The sequence below is a fragment of the Streptomyces sp. NPDC058773 genome, from assembly GCF_042746015.1.
Taxonomy (GTDB): domain Bacteria; phylum Actinomycetota; class Actinomycetes; order Streptomycetales; family Streptomycetaceae; genus Streptomyces.
Genome location: NZ_JBHYPE010000001.1, coordinates 99,476 through 116,920, shown reverse-complemented (window position 1 = coordinate 116,920; position 17,445 = coordinate 99,476). Strand labels below are relative to the sequence as shown.

Genomic DNA, 17,445 nt, shown 5'->3' with positions numbered 1-17,445 from the left:
GGCCGGCGACGGATGAGGTGGGGCAGCGATGAATGCGCCGTATGACGGTGACCGGGGCCGGGGCGCCAATGGCGACCCCACGGGCCCGGTGCCTCCGACGCCCCCGTTGCCCGCGGACCAGGACCCGTTCGTCCAGGACCCCTACCGCAACGATCCGCACCGCGCCCAGGACCCGACGGCTCAGGGCCCGGTGACCGAGGCGCGCTACGACCAAGCCGCCCAGTCGCCGGACCTGGGACACCCCACACTTCCGCTCCACCGGCAGCCCGCCGCGGGCCGGCCCACTCCCGACCCCCAGATGTGGGCGTCGCCCCCGCCGCCCACCCACGGCCTCCCGTACGGCGCGGCCGACGCAACGATCCAGTTCCAGGGTGTCGACGGCCTGATGACCCAGGGCTCCGGTGAGCACCCTGAGCGCGACGCCTTCGCGCATCTCTACCGGGACCAGCGCTACGAGCCGCAGCAGCCCGCTCCGGTGCCTCCGGGCCCGGCGGCCGGTGCGGCGCCCGGCGCGGAGGCAGTGCCCCAGCAGCCCGCGCCGACGCCGGAGCCCGCTCCCGTGGCGGCGGCCGGCAAGCCCTCCGGTGGCCGGGGCGGCGGTCTGTTCAAGTCCAGTGCGGTGATGGCCGCCGGCACGATGGTGTCGCGTCTCACCGGCTTCGTCCGCTCGGCACTGATCGTCGCGGCGCTCGGCGGCGCGGTGCTCGGTGACTCCTGGCAGGTCGCCTACCAGCTTCCGACGATGATCTTCATCCTGACCATCGGCGGCGGTCTGAACTCCGTCTTCGTCCCGCAGCTGGTGCGCGCGATGAAGGAGGACGACGACGGCGGCGAGGCCTACGCCAACCGGCTGCTGACGCTGGTCATGGTGGTCCTCGGCGTACTGACGGTGCTGTCGGTGGTCGCGGCGCCGCTGCTGGTGAAGATGGTCTCGCTCGACATCTCCCGCGACCCGGCGGCCAACGAAGTCGCCGTCGCGTTCACCCGCTACTGCGTACCCACGATCTTCTTCATGGGTCTGCACGTGGTCATGGGGCAGATCCTCAACGCCCGCGGCCGCTTCGGCGCGATGATGTGGACCCCGGTCCTCAACAACATCGTCATGATCGCCACCTTCGGCCTGTTCATCTGGGTCTACGGCTCGGCGAAGACCTCGCACATCGGCGTCACCACCATCCCCGACGAGGGCATCCGGCTCCTGGGCATCGGCACCCTCCTCGGACTCGTCGTCCAGGCACTGGCGATGATCCCGTACCTGCGCGACGCCGACTTCAAGCTCCGGCTCCGTTTCGACTGGCGCGGCCACGGCCTGGGCAAGGCCGCCAAGCTCGCCAAGTGGACGGTCCTGTTCGTGCTCGCCAACCAGGCGGGCGTCCTCGTCGTCACCCAGCTCTCCACCTGGGCCGGAAACACCGCCAACGACCAGGGACACCCCGGCACCGGCTTCATCTCGTACGCCAGCGCCCAGCTGATCTGGAACATGCCGCAGGCGATCATCACCGTCTCCGTGATGGCGGCGCTGCTGCCGCGGCTGGCCCGGTCCGCACACGACGGCGACACCGGAGCGGTCCGCGACGACATGTCCCAGGGCCTGCGCACCTCGGCCGTCGCCATCGTCCCGATCTCGTTCGGCTTCCTGTCGCTCGGCATCCCGCTGTGCACGCTGGTCTACGGATCGTCCGGCGCCGGTATCCCGATGGGCTACATGCTGATGGCCTTCGGCGTGGGCCTGATCCCGTTCTCGGTGCAGTACGTCGTCCTGCGCGCCTTCTACGCGTACGAGGACACCCGCACCCCCTTCTACAACACGGTGATCGTCGCCGCCGTCAACGCCGCCGCCTCCGGCCTCTGCTTCCTGGTGCTGCCGGCCCGCTGGGCCGTGGTCGGCATGGCGGCCTCCTACGGCCTGGCCTACATCATCGGCGTCGGAGTGGCCTGGCGTCGGCTCAGCAAGCGCATGGGCGGTGACCTCGACACCGCCCATGTCGTCCGGACCTACGCACGGCTGGCCGGCGCCAGCATTCCGGCCACGCTGATCTCCGGGGCCGTGGTGTACGGCATCATGAAGGTACTCGGCACCGGATTCCTCGGTTCGCTGGCCGCACTGATCGCCGGTGCAGCCGCACTTCTGGCCGTGTTCTACGTCGCCGCACGCAAAATGCGCATCGAGGAACTGAACGCCCTGGTCGGCATGGTCCGGTCGAAGCTTGGGCGTTGATTGAGCACAACCATCGACTGCCACCGTGTGTCGTGCATAGTGGCGGACTGTGGGCACAATTGTCTTGGCTCATTGAGCCTGCAACGGATGGGGAGGCAGGAACGACGGTGGCGGAACGGAGCACGGCTGCCGTCGACGTGGCTGACACGAGCGGTGAGGAACCGCTGACCGCCAAGGCGGGCAAGGCCACGGACGACGGTGCTAAGGCCGAGAAGGTATCCGGCAGGGAACAGGACGCCGCGAGCACCGACGAGGAGCTCGCCGAGGCGATCGAACCCCAGCCACCGGAATTGCACAGCGGCCACAAGCTCGCCAGACGCTACCGCCTCGAGGAGTGCCTCACCCGTCTGGACGGATTCAGCAGCTGGCGCGCGGTCGACGAAAAGCTGCGCCGAGCCGTCGGCGTGCATATTCTGCCCGCCGATCACCCCAGGGGACGGCCGGTGCTGTCCGCCGCCCGCTCGTCGGCACTGCTCGGCGACCCCCGGTTCGTCCAGGTCCTGGACGCCGTCGAGGAGAACGACCTCGTCTACGTCGTCCATGAGTGGCTGCCGGACGCCACCGAGCTCACCACGGTGCTGGCGAACGGCCCGCTGGAGCCGCACGACGCCTACCAGCTCGTCAGCCAGGTCTCCCAGGCCATGGCCGCCGCGCACCGCGAGGGTCTGTCCCATCTGCGGATCACCCCCGGCTCGGTGCTGCGTACCGAGTCCGGGCAGTACCGCATCCGCGGCCTGGCCGTCATGGCGGCGCTGCGCGGTATCACCTGCGAGTCCCCGCAGCGCACGGACACCGAGGCGATCGGTGCCCTGCTCTACGCCGCGCTGACCCAGCGCTGGCCGTACGAGAACGACGCCCATGGTCTCACCGGCCTGCCCAAGGGCGTCGGGCTGATCGCCCCCGACCAGGTGCGCGCGGGTGTGCACCGCGGACTGTCCGAGCTGGCCATGCGCGCGCTGAGCAACGACGGCGCCACGGCCTCCCGCCAGGAGCCGCCGTGCACCACCCCGGAGGAGCTGGCCAAGGCCGTCGCGGCCATGCCCCGCATCCGGCCCCCGGAGACCGCTTTCTCCACGCCTCCGCCGTACCAGCGCACGGGCTACCAGCAGGGCAGTTACCGGCAGCCGTCGGCGCGCAGCGCACACGCCGGCGTGACACAGCCGGTCGCCGCGCCGCCGCCCCCGCTGCAGAGCCGCACCGGGCGGGCCCTGAAGTGGTCCGTCTCCGCGCTGCTCATCGCGGCACTGGGCCTGGGCAGCTGGCAGCTGGCGGACACCCTGCTGAAGCGGGAGAGCGACCAGGAAGACCCGGGTAACTCGCAGACGAGCAGCGGCGCGGCCAAGAAGCCCACGGGCAAGCCGATCAAGATCGTGGACGCCGGGGAGTACTACCCCGACGGCCAGCCGCAGCACGCGAACCAGGCGAAGGACACGCACGACGGGGACCCCAGCACCTTCTGGGGCAGCCGGAGCTATCGCGACGGCCCCGATCTGAATCCGGCCTACAAGAAGGGCGTCGGCCTCGTCTACGACCTCGGCTCGCAGCAGCAGATAAGCAGCGCGTCGATCGGACTGCACTTCCTCGGCAAGCACACGACCCTGTCGCTCTACGCGGCCCATTCGCTCTCGCCGTCGGAGCCGCTGAGCTCCATGCGGCAGCTGGGCACGGGCGAGTCCTCGGGGTCGGTCGTGAAGGTCAAGCTGAAGAAGCCGGCGAAGACGCGCTTCGTCGTCGTATGGATCACCGCGATGCCGTACGCGCCGAGCGACGGGTACACCGACCCGGGCTATCGGCAGGGTGTGACAGAGGTGTCCTTCACCAGCTGAGCAGGCGGTGAGCACGGCACGACTGCGGGGGCTCCGGTCCGGATTACGGCCGGGGCCCCCACCCATGGGGCTCCGCTCCACCGCAGACCGGAGCCCCTGGACAAGAACGGCGCATTTGGCCCGCTCCAGCTGATCGCCGCCATTCGACGGCATTTACTTTCCTCACCTGGCGGGCTTGAATGGGACCGAGATCAGGCAGCTACGGCCGGGGGGCCCGTGTCCACCGACAGCGACGAGGCTTCGACACCAACCGACGCCGATCTCCTTGCCCTGCATGTAAAGGGCGATCCCGATGCCTTCGGAGAGATAGTCCGGCGCCATCGTGACCGCCTCTGGGCAGTGGCACTGCGCACCCTCGGTGATCGCGAGGAAGCCGCCGACGCCGTGCAGGACGCCTTGGTCTCCGCCTACCGCGCCGCACACACCTTCCGCGGTCACTCCGCCGTGACGACATGGCTGCACCGCATCACGGTCAATGCCTGTCTGGACCGAGCCCGTAAGGCCGCCTCGCGGCGCACCTCGCCCGTCGCCGAGACCGACCGGCTGGAGCAGCTGCTCGAACCCGAGGAATCCGCGGCGGCACCCGCCGAGCGGCAGGATCTCCACCGGGAGCTGATCAGCGCCCTGCGCACCCTGCCCGAGGATCAGCGTGCCGCGCTCGTCCTCGTCGATATGCAGGGATACCCCGTCGCCGAGGCCGCATCGATCCTCGATATCCCGACCGGAACGGTGAAAAGCCGCTGTGCACGGGGCCGGGCTCGGCTCCTCCCTTTGGTCACCCATCTGCGCGCCGACAACGGGGATAGCAAACCCACGAGCGGGGGAAGGAACCGGGCGCAGGGGACATCCGTCCCACCGACGGCAGGACCCAAGGGCACAGGTGCCGTGAAGGGCGGAGGTGGGCGAGCGTGACGTCGACGACCGGCACGGGTGAGCACCCCACAGGTGAGCACCCGGAAGTCTCCGAGATTTCCGAGTTCACGGACGGGCTGCTTTCCCCCGCTCGCACCGCGGACCTACGCGACCACCTCGCCGTCTGCCCGCTATGCGACGACGTACGCGCGTCACTGGAAGAAATCCGGTCGCTGCTCGGCACGCTCCCCGGTCCGCTGCGGATGCCGACTGATGTCGCCGGCCGTATCGATGCCGCCCTCGCCGCCGAAGCGCTGCTGGACGCCACCACTCCCGTCGCCACGGCTCACGTTTCACGTGAAACAGCCATCGCCCCTGTCGTCGTTTCACGTGAAACCGACGAAGAGACTCCCCGTCGGCCGGCACCGCCTGCCCGGCCCGCCGGACGCCCCCGGGGTTCCTCCGGACCGGGACGCCAGACGCCGGGCGGCCGCGCGTCCCGAACGCGACGCTGGCCGCGGATTCTGCTCGGCACCGCGGCGGCCGCGGTGGTCTTCAGCTTCGGCGGCCTTCTTCTCCAGAACGCCGCCGTTGACGGCCCCCAGGCGAACAAGCAGGACCACACCAGCGCCTCACCGGAGAAACACACCGGCGATGCGGGCACCGTGACCGCGGCGAGCCTCGAATCACACGTCCAGGATCTGCTGGCGTCCAAGGGTTCGCACAAGTCCCCGGGAATCGGCACCCGGAGCTCTCCCGATACGCCCATGCGCGGCAGCACCGACACCCTGCCGTCCTGCGTCCGCCATGGCATCGCACGCCCAGAGAGCCCGCTGGCAACCAGCCAGACCCGCTACCAGGGCAAGGACGCCTACCTCGTGGTGCTCCCGGATCCGGCCGACCCCCAGCGCGTCACCGCGTATGTGATCGCTGCCTCTTGTGTCTCCGCCACCCCACCCGCTCCCGGAAAGGTACTGCTGTCGCACTCGTTCCAGCGAGACTGAGTGACGAGACGTGCGCTGTGACACTCCGGGAATGCTTGCCCCGTAGGATCCGTTGGGTGGGGTGAGAGAACCGAGAGCCCCAGCAAGCAGTCGGCAGAGACAAGGAAGACACCCGTGAGCGACGTCCGCAACGTGATCATCATCGGCTCCGGGCCCGCGGGCTACACCGCAGCGCTCTACACCGCCCGCGCGTCCCTGAAGCCGCTGGTCTTCGAAGGTGCCGTCACCGCCGGAGGCGCGCTGATGAACACCACCGACGTGGAGAACTTCCCCGGTTTCCGCGACGGCATCATGGGGCCGGACCTCATGGACAACATGCGCGCGCAGGCTGAGCGATTCGGCGCCGAGCTCGTGCCCGACGACATTGTCGCAGTCGATCTCTCCGACGAGATCAAGACCGTGACCGACACCGCTGGAAATGTACACCGGGCGAAGTCCGTGATCGTCAGCACGGGTTCCCAGCACCGTAAGCTCGGCCTGCCCCGGGAGGACGAGCTGTCCGGTCGCGGTGTCTCGTGGTGCGCCACCTGCGACGGATTCTTCTTCAAGGACCAGGACATCGCCGTCATCGGTGGAGGCGACACCGCGATGGAGGAGGCCACGTTCCTCTCCCGCTTCGCCAAGTCCGTCACGGTCGTCCACCGCCGCGACACCCTGCGCGCCAGCAAGGCAATGCAGGAGCGCGCGTTCGCCGACCCGAAGATCAAGTTCGTGTGGGACAGCGAGGTCGCCGAGATCCACGGTGAGAACAAGCTCTCGGGTCTGACGCTGCGCAACCTCAAGACGGACGAGACCTCGGAACTCCCCGTCACTGGCCTCTTCATCGCGATCGGCCACGACCCGCGGACCGAGCTGTTCAAGGGTCAGCTGAACCTCGACGACGATGGCTACCTCAAGGTGGACGCGCCCAGCACGCGTACCAACCTGACGGGCGTCTTCGCCGCCGGCGATGTCGTCGACCACACCTACCGTCAGGCGATCACCGCGGCCGGCACGGGCTGCTCCGCCGCGCTCGACGCCGAGCGGTTCCTCGCTTCGCTGTCGGACAGCGAGTCGACGGCCGAGCCGGAGAAGACTCCCGCCGCCTGACGCGCACCCCAGCTTTCCCACCACCCACCCAGTAAGGAGAATCCCATGGCCGGCGCCACGGTGACCGTCACGGACGACAACTTCGAAGAGGTCGTCCTCAAGAGCGACAAGCCCGTTCTCGTGGACTTCTGGGCCACCTGGTGCGGCCCGTGCCGCCAGATTGCCCCGTCCCTCGAGGCGATCGCCGCCGAGAACGAGGGGATCGTCATCGCCAAGCTGAACACCGACGAGAACCCGGCCACCACCGCCAAGTACGGCGTCATGTCGATTCCAACCATGAACGTCTACCAGGGCGGCGAGGTCGTGAAGACCATCGTCGGCGCCAAGCCGAAGGCCGCGATCGAGCGCGACCTGGCGGACTTCCTCGGCTGAGTCACGCCGCCACGTTTCCCGTGAAACAGAGAACGGGCCGGCCCCCGACGAGGGGCGGGCCCGTTCTCTGTTTCACGGGAAACATCGGCTCTACAGCGGCCGCAGCGCGGGTTCCTTCTGAACGGCTCCCAGCAAGCGGTCGAGTGCCAGCTCCACATCTTCCTTCCACGAGATCGTGGTGCGCAGTTCAAGGCGCAGCCGGGGAAAGCGGGGATGGGGACGCACGGTCTTGAAGCCCACCGCGAGCAGATGGTCGGCGGGCAATACACAGGCCGGTTCGCTCCAACGGGCATCGCCGAAGGCCTCGATGGCTTTGAAGCCCCGCTGGATGAGGTCCTTGGCGACCGTCTGGACCATCACTCGACCCAGGCCCTGACCCTGGTAGCCGGGGATCAGCCATGCGGTCAGCAATTGCACCGCGTCGGGCGAGACGGGGCTTGTGGGAAAGGCCGTGGAGCGCGGCACATAGGCCGGCGGGGCGTACATCACGAACCCGACCGGCACCTCATCGACATAGACCACCCGCCCGCAGGACCCCCACTCCAGCAGTACTGCGGAGATCCAGGCTTCCTTCTCCAGCTCAGGGCGACCCGCCTTTACCGCGGCCTCACCGCTGACGGGGTCGAGTTCCCAGAAAACACAGGAGCGGCAGCGCTTGGGGAGGTCCGGAAGGTTGTCCAGCGTGAGCGGTACGAGCCGACGGCCCATGAACCCAGGTCCTCGCTTTCCTCGCCTGCCACACCCCGAAGCGCCGCCAGCGCCACCTGCTCTCTGAGCAGACCACCAACGAACCCTCCGACGGCAGCGAGACCGAACCCCGCTGCCAACAGTCCGGTGCGGCTCACCGATCGCATGGCCCTCTCCTCGGTGTGAGATGTCTCCACTGGATACGTGCCATACCCGATCGCATCGTATCCACCCTTTACGGGCACGGGTACCGCAAGCGCGCAAAGGGCGGGCCGTGTTCCGGAATGGATTCCGGAACACGGCCCGCCCTGGAGCAGAGAGCGTCAGCTCACTCCTCGTCGTTGTTCTCCTCGGCCAGCGTCTGGCCCAGGACGCGGCCCTCCCCCGGGGCGAGCGTGCTTAGGATGCGCTCCAGATCGTCCATCGAGGCGAACTCAACGACGATCTTTCCCTTCTTCTGCCCCAGGTCGACCTTCACCCGGGTCTCGAAGCGGTCGGACAGCCGAGAGGCGAGGCCCGTGAGCGCGGGGGATACCCGGGTGCCCGCACGCGGCCCCTTGGCCTTGCTCCCGCTCTCCTTGGGCGTCGACCCCATGAGCGTGACGATCTCCTCGACGGAACGGACCGACAGCCCCTCCGCCACGATGCGGCGTGCGAGATGGTCCTGCTCCTCCGTGTCCTCCACGGAAAGCAGCGCACGGGCATGTCCCGCGGAGAGCACACCGGCGGCAAGCCGCTTCTGCACGGACGGCGAGAGCTTCAGCAGCCGCAGCGTGTTGGAGACCTGCGGGCGCGAGCGCCCGATCCGGTCGGCCAGTTCGTCATGCGTGCACTTGAAATCCTTCAGCAACTGGTCGTAGGCGGCCGCCTCTTCCAGCGGGTTGAGCTGGGCCCGGTGGAGATTCTCCAGGAGCGCGTCGAGCAGCAGCTTCTCGTCGCCGGTGGCCCGCACGATCGCAGGAATCTTCTCCAGACCGGCCTCACGGCAGGCCCGCCAGCGGCGCTCGCCCATGATGAGCTCATACCGCCCCGGCCCCGTCTGACGGACCACCACCGGCTGGAGCAGGCCCACCTCCTTGATGGAGGTGACCAGCTCGGCAAGGGCGTCCTCGTCGAACACCTCACGCGGCTGCCGCGGGTTCGGCTTGATCGCGTCCAGCGGCACCTCGGCGAAGTGCGCGCCGGCCACGTCCGAGACGCCTGCCGTCGCTACCTCCGCCCCAGCCGCTTCTGTTTCACGTGAAACACCGTGCGTCGGCAGCGACGTCACCTTGGCGGCCGCCACCCCGCGCTCCGGGGCCAAGACCGACGCGGACGTCGGTGACGCCGCCCCTTGTCCCGCCGGCCCGGCGTTGTCCGTGCTCTGCGGTGCGGCGGGGATCAGCGCACCGAGCCCACGGCCCAGGCCTCTACGTCGTTCACTCACTGATTCCCCTCCGAGATGCTGTGCTGTGCTTCATAGTTGACGCTGAGGCCTTGGCCCCCGGTCTGCGGGACCCCGCGCATGGCGATCTCCCGCGCCGCTTCGAGATAGGAAAGCGAGCCGCTGGAGCCCGGGTCATAGGTGAGTACGGTCTGCCCATAGCTGGGCGCCTCGGAGATGCGCACCGAGCGGGGGATGCTCGTACGGAGCACCTCATGACCGAAGTGGCTGCGCACCTCATCGGCGACCTGGGACGCCAGCCGGGTACGCCCGTCGTACATGGTGAGCAGAATCGTCGAGACATGGAGCTTGGGGTTGAGGTGGCCCCGCACCAGATCGACGTTCCGCAACAGCTGACCCAGCCCCTCCAGCGCGTAGTACTCGCATTGGATCGGGATCAGCACCTCGGCGCCGGCCACCAGCGCGTTGACCGTCAGCAGGCCGAGGGAGGGCGGGCAGTCGATGAAGATGTAGTCCAGCGGCTGTTCGTACGCCTTGATGGCGCGGTCCAGCCGGCTCTCGCGTGCCACCAGCGAGACCAGCTCGATCTCCGCACCGGCCAGATCGATCGTGGCGGGCGCACAGAACAGGCCCTCCACGTCCACGACCGGCTGCACCACGTCGGAGAGAGGCTTGCTGTCCACCAGCACGTCATAGATGGAGGGCACTTCGGAGTGGTGGTCGATCCCCAGTGCCGTGGAGGCATTGCCCTGGGGGTCGAGGTCGATCACCAGAACCCGGGCACCGTGCAAGGCCAGGGAGGCCGCCAGGTTCACCGTGGTCGTGGTCTTGCCGACCCCGCCCTTCTGGTTGGCCACCACCATGACCCGTGTCTGTTCAGGCCGGGGCAGCCCCTCACCCGCGCGGCCAAGTGCCTCCACCGCCAGCTGAGCTGCACGACCGATCGGGGTGTCATCCATCGGGGGCGGCGTTTCACGTGAAACGTCGTCCCCGAACGACTCGCTACGGGGACCGGGGACCGGATCGGTCATCGGTCCCGCGATGTTGGCGTCGGACCGCAAGGATTCACTCTCCTCGACATCAGGCTCGCAATGTTCAGAGCGTGCCATGCTTTTGGTGTCGTGAACCAGTGAGGTCCGTTCTCCTGTGGACGAATCCACTTCTGTGGATACTTCGCTGACCCTTGTGGGTCTACGGTCGCGCGGCCCAGCGGCCGCACGACCACGGTCGATGATCCCTTGCAGTAGAGAACGACGTTTCACGTGAAACACGATGCCAGCGTCACGCCTGAATGAGCCGCGACACTCCGTCTTGTGTCGTTTTGATGGCATTTACGGAATTCGCCCGTTCCTCTTTTCATGGAACGGAGTGCCCTTGCCCTAACGCCGGCCTCACCCGCGCCGACATCAGGGCATCAGCGCCGACGTCCCCGCGACGCACGGCTCACACGCGCCGCCTTCGCCCGCTTGGCGGCGAAGCGCACACCGCCGGGGCTCTCGCCCACCTCGACCCGCACCACGGTCGACGGCGGATCCACGATGCCCTCGCCCACATGCACCACCGAGGTCTCCACGACCCCGAGTTTGCTCAGCGCCGCCCGAGCCCCCTTGAGCTCCTCCTCCGCGGCGTCGCCCTTGAGCGCCAGCATCTCGCCGTAGGGACGCAGCAGCGGCACACCCCAGCCGGCCAGCCGGTCCAGCGGAGCGACGGCTCGCGCCGTCACCACATGCACCTGGGGCAGCTTGCCCATGACCTCTTCGGCCCGCCCGCGCACGACCGTGACATGGTCCAGCCCGAGCAGCTCGACGACCTCCTGAAGGAAGTTCGTACGGCGCAGCAACGGCTCCAGCAGCGTGATCTTGAGATCCGGGCGCACCAGGGCCAGCGGGATACCGGGCAGCCCGGCCCCCGAGCCCACGTCGCAGACCGAGACACCCTCCGGCACCACCTCGGAGAGCACCGCGCAGTTCAACAGGTGCCGCTCCCACAGCCGTGGCACCTCACGAGGGCCGATGAGCCCACGTGTCACCCCGGCGTCGGCGAGCAGTTCGCCGTACCTCACGGCTTCGGGAAAGCGCTCACCGAATACCTCCTCCGCCGCCTTCGGCGCAGGAGGGAGCTCCGCTGCTGCCTCCGTCACGGGAACCGCCCTTCCTCTGGACTGCTTTTTCTGCCGGGAACCCGGGTTACGCCCCGGGATAACACAGATCGCTGACAACTTTTGGCCCCGCCTGCGAGCAGACGGGGCCAAAGAAAACGGGAGCGCTGACCGGTCAGGCCGGGAGGACAACCACTCGACGCTGCGGCTCCTCGCCCTCGGACTCGCTCCGCAGCCCGGCCGCCGCCACCGCATCGTGGACGACCTTGCGCTCGAACGGCGTCATCGGGTCGAGCTTCACCGGCTGCCCGGTGCTCTTGGCCTCCTTCGCCGCCTTCGCGCCGAGCTCCGACAGCTCCTCACGCTTACGCGCCCGGAAGCCGGCGATGTCCAGCATCAGACGGCTGCGGTCACCGGTTTCACGGTGAACGGCCAGCCGGGTCAGCTCCTGCAGAGCCTCCAGCACCTCACCATCGCGGCCCACCAGCTTCTGCAGATCACGGCTGGTCGAATCGCTGATGATCGACACCGCGGCACGATCGGCCTCGACATCCATGTCGATGTCACCGTCGAGGTCGGCGATGTCCAGCAGACCCTCGAGGTAGTCGGCCGCGATCTCGCCTTCCTGCTCCAGGCGGGTCAGGGTGTCGGTGCCCTTGGTGGCAGGGGTCGTGTCCGTCACGAAAGGACTCCTTCTTACTTCTTGGTCGGGTGCTTGGGGCGCTGCTGGCCCTTGCGCTGTCCGGACTTGGTGGTGCTGGACGCCGAAGCGCCGCCCTTGCCCTTGCCGTCCTGCGCGTCCTTCTTCTCCAGCGACGCCTTCTTCGCCGCACCCTGACCGGAGCCCGAGCCACCCGACGCCGATCCGGCACGCGTACGGCTCTGCGTGCCACCGGCCGGAGCACCGGTGGCCTGCCGCTTGCTCTTCGTCTGACGCTTGGGCTGCTGGCGGTTGTGGCGCGCTTCCTCCGCGGCCTGCTTCGCGGCGACCTCGGCCGGGTCCTCGACGAGCTTGCCGGCGGCCCGCAGCCGCTCCTGGCGCTCCTGGAAGGCCTTGCTGCCCGGGGTCGGGTTACGACGGATGACGAACATCTGCTGGCCCATGGTCCACACGTTGGTGGTCAGCCAGTAGACAAGGACACCGACGGGGAAGTTGATGCCGAAGACGGCGAACATGATGGGGAAGACGTACATCAGCATCTTCTGCTGCTGCATGAACGGCGTCTTCACCGTGAGGTCGACGTTCTTGGTCATCAGCTGGCGCTGCGTGTAGAACTGCGACGCCGACATCAGGACGATCATGATGATCGTGACCACGCGGACGTCGACCACGGAAGCACCCAGGCTCTGGATCTTCTCCGCGCTGTCCATGAACTTCGCCGCCAGCGGCGCACCGAAGATGTGGGCCTTCTGCGCGCTCTCCAGAAGCGGCTGGTCGATGACGCCGACCACCTTGTTCTGGGCGATGTGGTTCAGCACCTGGTACAGCGAGATGAAGAACGGCGACTGGGCCAGAATCGGGAGACAGCTCGAGAGCGGGTTGGTGCCCGTCTCCTTGTAGAGCTTCATCATCTCTTCGGACTGGCGCTGCTTGTCGCTCTTGTAGCGCTCCTGGATCGCCTTCATCTTCGGCTGGAGCGCCTGCATGTTCCGCGTCGACTTGATCTGCTTCACGAAGAGCGGGATCAGGCAGATACGGATCAGCACCACCAGCGAGACGATGGACAGACCCCACGCCGCGCCACTGTCCTTGTCAAAGATGAGGCTGTAGAACGAGTGGAACTGGACGATGATCCAGGAAACAGCGATATAGAGGGGACTGAGGATCGTGTCCACGAATCAGGCTCCTTGGGCGTTGGTCTGAGACTCGGGCTGGGCGACAGGCTCAGGGACGGTGGGCCCGCCCAGGCGGCTCCTCAGCCGCTGATGCCAAACCGGACGCTTCCGGGGAGGGACGTGGTCGACGCCCCCGAGCGACCACGGATTGCAACGCAGGATGCGCCAGGCTGTCAGCGCAGTCCCTTTCACCGCGCCGTGCCGGTCGATGGCCGTATAGCCATAGTGCGAGCACGACGGGTAGTACTTGCAGACCGGTCCCAGCAGGGGGCTGATGGTCCACTGATAGATCTTGATCAAAAGCAGCAGCGGGTACTTCACTGTGCGCTCCCTCCCGGGTCCCGTCCGGGGTTCCGGGGGCCCGGGGCGCAGCTGCCGTCGGTTGCGGTCCCCGGGGGGTTGCAGCCTCTCGGCACCCCTCCCAGCAGCCGCTCGAGGGCGGCATCCAGGTCGCGGGTTAGCTGATCGTGATCCGCATCACCCGCGGCGGGCAGGGCCCGTACGACAACCAGGCTACCGGTGGGCAGCCGGTCCAGCCGGTCGCGCATGAGATGGCGCAGCCTGCGCTTGACCTTGTTGCGCACGACGGCATTGCCAACTGCCTTGCTCACGACGAAACCCGCACGTGCCGGGGGAACACTTTCCCCCGACCCGTGCGGGTCCGTTGCACCGCTGCGAAAGTGGACGACAAGGAGCGGGCGCCCGGCCCTGCGTCCCCGGCGTACCGCGGTCGCGAAGTCCTCGCGCCGCCTCAGCCGATACTCGGTAGGCAGCACGTCATGGACCTAGGTTGCTGCTCAGGCCGACAGGCGGGCGCGACCCTTGCCACGGCGGGACGCGAGGATCGCGCGGCCGGCACGGGTCCGCATGCGCAGACGGAAGCCGTGGGTCTTCGCGCGGCGGCGGTTGTTCGGCTGGAAGGTGCGCTTGCTCACTCGGGGGCTCCAGGAATGCTTGTTGTCTCTCGGAGAGACAGATGTGGGGCGTCTTTGGCTGTCACCGTGCGCCCACGAGTAGCTCGCAACGCCTAAGTGCACCGCTACACGATCACTCGAGCGTGATCTTTGCCCATCGGAGGCAGGCGGCAGCAGCCATCGACAACTCGACCTGGTCACGGTACGCGCGGCTACGCCATCCGGTCAAACCGGCTCCTCGGCAGCGCCGACCGGCCCCTTGTCAGGACACACTATGCACAGCCTGTGGACAACAACTTGAATCCCCAGGCCCGCCCTGACTACCGTGACTGAACTTCGATTCCTTCCCGCCCGTCCTGAGAATCACACATTCGTGGGACTGTGAGAGAGCGTGCCCTGTGGCTGATGTACCTGCCGATCTTGCCGCAGTGTGGCCGCGCGTGCTCGATCATCTCCTCCGGGCGGAGATCGACGGGATCAAGCCCAAGGACCAGGACTGGCTCAAGCGCACCCAGCCGCTGGCGCTGGTCGCCGACACCGCGCTGCTCGCTGTCCCCAATGAGTACGCCAAGTCCGTGCTCGAAGGCCGGCTGTCGCCGCTGATCGGGGAGGTCCTCAGCCATGAGTGCGGCCGCCCGATCCGGATCGCGATCACCGTGGACGACTCCTCCGAGGAGCCCCCGGCGCAGACCGCGCCCCCCGCGCCTCAGCACCAGTCGTCCCAGCAGCACTCCGGGCACCACCAGCAGGCGCACCAGTCGCAGCAGCAGCCGCACGAGCAGCAGCACACCGGGTACGACGGCTACGAAGCGCGGCACGATTCGCGGCACGACAGCCGGCACGACAGCCGGCAGGGCTACGGACACCAGGGCGACGACCTGCCCGGCGTCCGGCCCGCCTATCCGGACTACCAGCAGCACCGGCACGAGCCCGGCGGCTGGCCGCAGATGGGCGGCTCCCCCGGTCCGCGCGACGACTACGGCTGGCAGCAGCAGCACCTCGGCGGCTTCCCGGAGCGCGACCCGTACGCCTCCCCGTCGTCCCATGTCCCGCAGCATCAGCAGCGGCAGAACGACTACCGCGCGCAGGCACCCGACCGCAGCGGGCCGCCGCAGCACTCCGACGGCCCGCGCTCCCCTTATGACCAGCAGCGCCACGACCTCTCCGAGCACCAGCCCGGCGGGCACAACGGCCGCTCGGGCAACCCCGGCGCCGGCCCCGGCGCCGTGCTGCCCGCGCCCAGTGGTGCGCCCGGTCCGCTCGCCGCGCAGCCCGCGCCGGCCACCGGCCCCGGTGAGCCGACCGCGCGGCTGAACCCGAAGTACCTCTTCGACACCTTCGTCATCGGTGCCTCGAACCGCTTCGCGCACGCGGCCGCGGTGGCCGTCGCCGAGGCGCCGGCCAAGGCGTACAACCCCCTGTTCATCTACGGGGAGTCGGGGCTGGGCAAGACCCACCTGCTGCATGCGATCGGGCACTACGCGCGGAGCCTGTATCCGGGGACCCGGGTGCGCTATGTGAGCTCGGAGGAGTTCACCAACGAGTTCATCAACTCCATCCGCGACGGCAAGGCGGACGCGTTCCGCAAGCGCTACCGCGACATGGACATCCTGCTGGTCGACGACATCCAGTTCCTGGCGAGCAAGGAGTCGACGCAGGAGGAGTTCTTCCACACCTTCAACACGCTGCACAACGCCAACAAGCAGATCGTGCTCTCCAGTGACCGGCCGCCCAAGCAGCTGGTCACCCTGGAGGACCGGCTGCGCAACCGCTTCGAGTGGGGTCTGATCACCGACGTCCAGCCGCCCGAGCTGGAGACCCGGATCGCGATCCTCCGCAAGAAGGCGGTGCAGGAGCAGCTGAACGCGCCCCCGGAGGTGCTGGAGTTCATCGCGTCCCGGATCTCGCGCAACATCCGTGAGCTGGAGGGCGCGCTGATCCGGGTCACGGCGTTCGCCTCGCTCAACCGGCAGCCGGTGGACCTGGGGCTGACCGAGATCGTGCTGAAGGATCTGATCCCCGGCGGCGAGGATGCCGCGCCGGAGATCACCGCCACCGCGATCATGGCCTCCACCGCGGACTACTTCGGGCTGACCATCGACGATCTGTGCGGCTCCTCGCGCAGCCGGGTGCTGGTGACCGCGCGGCAGATCGCCATGTATCTGTGCCGCGAGCTGACCGATCTCTCACTGCCGAAGATCGGCGCGCAGTTCGGCGGCCGGGACCACACGACCGTGATGCACGCCGACCGCAAGATCCGCGCGCTGATGGCCGAGCGGCGTTCGATCTACAACCAGGTCACCGAGCTGACCAACCGCATCAAGAACGGCTGAGGCCGGCCGCAGGACGCCCAGGGCGCTCCGGGACCCGCTCCCGGAGCGCCCTTCGCTTTACGGGGACCGCCCCGCCCGGGGAGCCCCGGCCGCGTCGCTTCTCCCCTCTTCCCCACGCCCCCGCTTCCTTCCGTTTCCCTGTGCGGTGAATTCTCTGTGCGGCGTCCTGTGCGCCCCTGCCGAACGTGTCCGGTCCCGGCAGGCGCCTCTCCGAACCGCCCCGCGAGCCGCTCGGACGCCCGCTCCGCCACGCCCGTCCGTCGTCCCAAACCTGTGGAGCGCGCCGACTGTGTTCGATTCCGGGGCGGGTCACGGCCTCTCTCCACAGATTGGGCAAGAATCTTCCGTCCACATGCTGGGGAGGGGAAAGTTATCCCTGTGGGATCCACAGGCGGGTCTGCTGACGGAGCATCGGAGGAGGTCAGCTGGGTGTGGAATTGTGGTCAACCGCCATCCACAGGCTGTGGACAGCGGATTCGTCCACAGGGACGCCGCCCGCTTGTCCACCGCCCGCCCACAGGCAAGCCGCTGTTGTCCCCAGCGATCACCGGCTTCTCCACACCGCCGTCCACTGTTCGGCAACACGACACCCGACCTCACCGGGCCGAGTGAAAGCCGTCACACCAAGGTGCCGGGTTGGGCTGTGGGGAACGTGGGTAAAGCTGGGGATGGCACTGGGGAGAAGTACCCGTCCCCTGTGCATCGGGTGTGCAGAACTTTCCGCGGTCCACAGAACCGCCCGCTTATCCACGACCGCCACCCACAGGGGCAGTGGACAAAAAGTCAGCGTTGACCTGCGCAAAAGCAGTTGTCCACGGTTTCCACAGCCCCT

Annotated in this window: 15 protein-coding genes and 1 pseudogene; 7 read left to right on the top strand and 9 right to left on the bottom strand. The window is 68.2% G+C overall.

Annotated features, from left to right (window positions below):
• Positions 1-28: 28 nt before the first annotated feature.
• The 6 genes from murJ to trxA all read left to right on the top strand — a co-directional run bounded on the left by murJ (position 29) and on the right by trxA (position 7,361).
• Positions 29-2,218: a murein biosynthesis integral membrane protein MurJ gene (gene murJ / locus ACFW5B_RS00515; protein ID WP_386431006.1), complete on the top strand. Its 2,190-nt coding sequence runs from the start codon at positions 29-31 to the stop codon at positions 2,216-2,218.
• A 107-nt stretch (positions 2,219-2,325) separates the two neighbouring features.
• Complete coding sequence (locus ACFW5B_RS00510) at positions 2,326-4,044, top strand: serine/threonine protein kinase (protein ID WP_386431004.1); 1,719 nt, start codon at positions 2,326-2,328, stop codon at positions 4,042-4,044.
• A 216-nt stretch (positions 4,045-4,260) separates the two neighbouring features.
• On the top strand, positions 4,261-4,956 hold the full coding sequence (sigM, locus tag ACFW5B_RS00505; RefSeq protein WP_386431002.1) for an RNA polymerase sigma factor SigM: 696 nt from the start codon (positions 4,261-4,263) through the stop codon (positions 4,954-4,956).
• Positions 4,953-5,900, top strand: a complete 948-nt coding sequence (locus tag ACFW5B_RS00500; RefSeq protein WP_386431000.1) for a hypothetical protein — start codon at positions 4,953-4,955, stop codon at positions 5,898-5,900. The genes sigM and ACFW5B_RS00500 overlap by 4 nt, the downstream gene beginning before the upstream one ends.
• Positions 5,901-6,014: 114 nt before the next feature.
• Positions 6,015-6,989: a thioredoxin-disulfide reductase gene (trxB, locus tag ACFW5B_RS00495; protein WP_386430998.1), complete on the top strand. Its 975-nt coding sequence runs from the start codon at positions 6,015-6,017 to the stop codon at positions 6,987-6,989.
• Positions 6,990-7,034: 45 nt separating this feature from the next.
• Positions 7,035-7,361, top strand: coding sequence for a thioredoxin (trxA, locus tag ACFW5B_RS00490; protein WP_386430996.1), 327 nt, complete (start codon positions 7,035-7,037; stop codon positions 7,359-7,361).
• Positions 7,362-7,451: 90 nt separating this feature from the next.
• Here trxA and ACFW5B_RS00485 read toward each other — a convergent pair whose 3' ends face one another.
• From ACFW5B_RS00485 to rpmH, 9 genes and pseudogenes are all read right to left on the bottom strand, one after another.
• Positions 7,452-8,069: a GNAT family N-acetyltransferase gene (locus tag ACFW5B_RS00485; RefSeq protein WP_030075726.1), complete on the bottom strand. Its 618-nt coding sequence runs from the start codon at positions 8,067-8,069 to the stop codon at positions 7,452-7,454.
• A gap of 307 nt (positions 8,070-8,376) precedes the next feature.
• Positions 8,377-9,474 carry a ParB/RepB/Spo0J family partition protein gene (locus ACFW5B_RS00480; RefSeq protein ID WP_386430993.1) on the bottom strand — a complete coding sequence of 366 codons (1,098 nt, stop codon included), beginning with the start codon at positions 9,472-9,474 and terminating at the stop codon, positions 8,377-8,379.
• Positions 9,471-10,541 (bottom strand): AAA family ATPase, encoded by a 1,071-nt coding sequence (locus ACFW5B_RS00475; RefSeq protein ID WP_386430991.1) that lies wholly within the window; start codon positions 10,539-10,541, stop codon positions 9,471-9,473. The genes ACFW5B_RS00480 and ACFW5B_RS00475 overlap by 4 nt, the downstream gene beginning before the upstream one ends.
• A gap of 305 nt (positions 10,542-10,846) precedes the next feature.
• Complete coding sequence (gene rsmG / locus ACFW5B_RS00470) at positions 10,847-11,572, bottom strand: 16S rRNA (guanine(527)-N(7))-methyltransferase RsmG (RefSeq protein ID WP_386430990.1); 726 nt, start codon at positions 11,570-11,572, stop codon at positions 10,847-10,849.
• 133 nt (positions 11,573-11,705) lie between these two features.
• Positions 11,706-12,212 carry a protein jag gene (locus ACFW5B_RS00465; protein WP_386430988.1) on the bottom strand — a complete coding sequence of 169 codons (507 nt, stop codon included), beginning with the start codon at positions 12,210-12,212 and terminating at the stop codon, positions 11,706-11,708.
• A gap of 14 nt (positions 12,213-12,226) precedes the next feature.
• On the bottom strand, positions 12,227-13,366 hold the full coding sequence (yidC, locus tag ACFW5B_RS00460; RefSeq protein WP_386430986.1) for a membrane protein insertase YidC: 1,140 nt from the start codon (positions 13,364-13,366) through the stop codon (positions 12,227-12,229).
• A gap of 3 nt (positions 13,367-13,369) precedes the next feature.
• A complete protein-coding gene (gene yidD, locus ACFW5B_RS00455; RefSeq protein ID WP_386430984.1) occupies positions 13,370-13,687 on the bottom strand; it encodes a membrane protein insertion efficiency factor YidD in 318 nt (105 codons plus the stop codon).
• Positions 13,688-13,773: 86 nt separating this feature from the next.
• Positions 13,774-14,142, bottom strand: a pseudogene (gene rnpA / locus ACFW5B_RS00450) (ribonuclease P protein component); the annotation flags it as partial.
• A gap of 21 nt (positions 14,143-14,163) precedes the next feature.
• Entirely contained in the window at positions 14,164-14,301 is a 138-nt protein-coding gene (gene rpmH, locus ACFW5B_RS00445) for a 50S ribosomal protein L34 (RefSeq protein WP_003949374.1), read from the bottom strand.
• Positions 14,302-14,678: 377 nt separating this feature from the next.
• Here rpmH and dnaA point away from each other — a divergent pair, with 377 nt between their 5' ends.
• A complete protein-coding gene (dnaA, locus tag ACFW5B_RS00440; RefSeq protein ID WP_386430981.1) occupies positions 14,679-16,613 on the top strand; it encodes a chromosomal replication initiator protein DnaA in 1,935 nt (644 codons plus the stop codon).
• Positions 16,614-17,445: the final 832 nt, after the last annotated feature.

Coding starts and splice junctions, on each gene's coding strand:
- murJ (WP_386431006.1), top strand. CDS start 29: ATGAATGCGCCGTATGACGGTGACCGGGGCCGGGGCGCCAATGGCGAC.
- trxA (WP_386430996.1), top strand. CDS start 7,035: ATGGCCGGCGCCACGGTGACCGTCACGGACGACAACTTCGAAGAGGTC.
- ACFW5B_RS00485 (WP_030075726.1), bottom strand. CDS start 8,069: ATGGGCCGTCGGCTCGTACCGCTCACGCTGGACAACCTTCCGGACCTC.
- ACFW5B_RS00475 (WP_386430991.1), bottom strand. CDS start 10,541: ATGGCACGCTCTGAACATTGCGAGCCTGATGTCGAGGAGAGTGAATCC.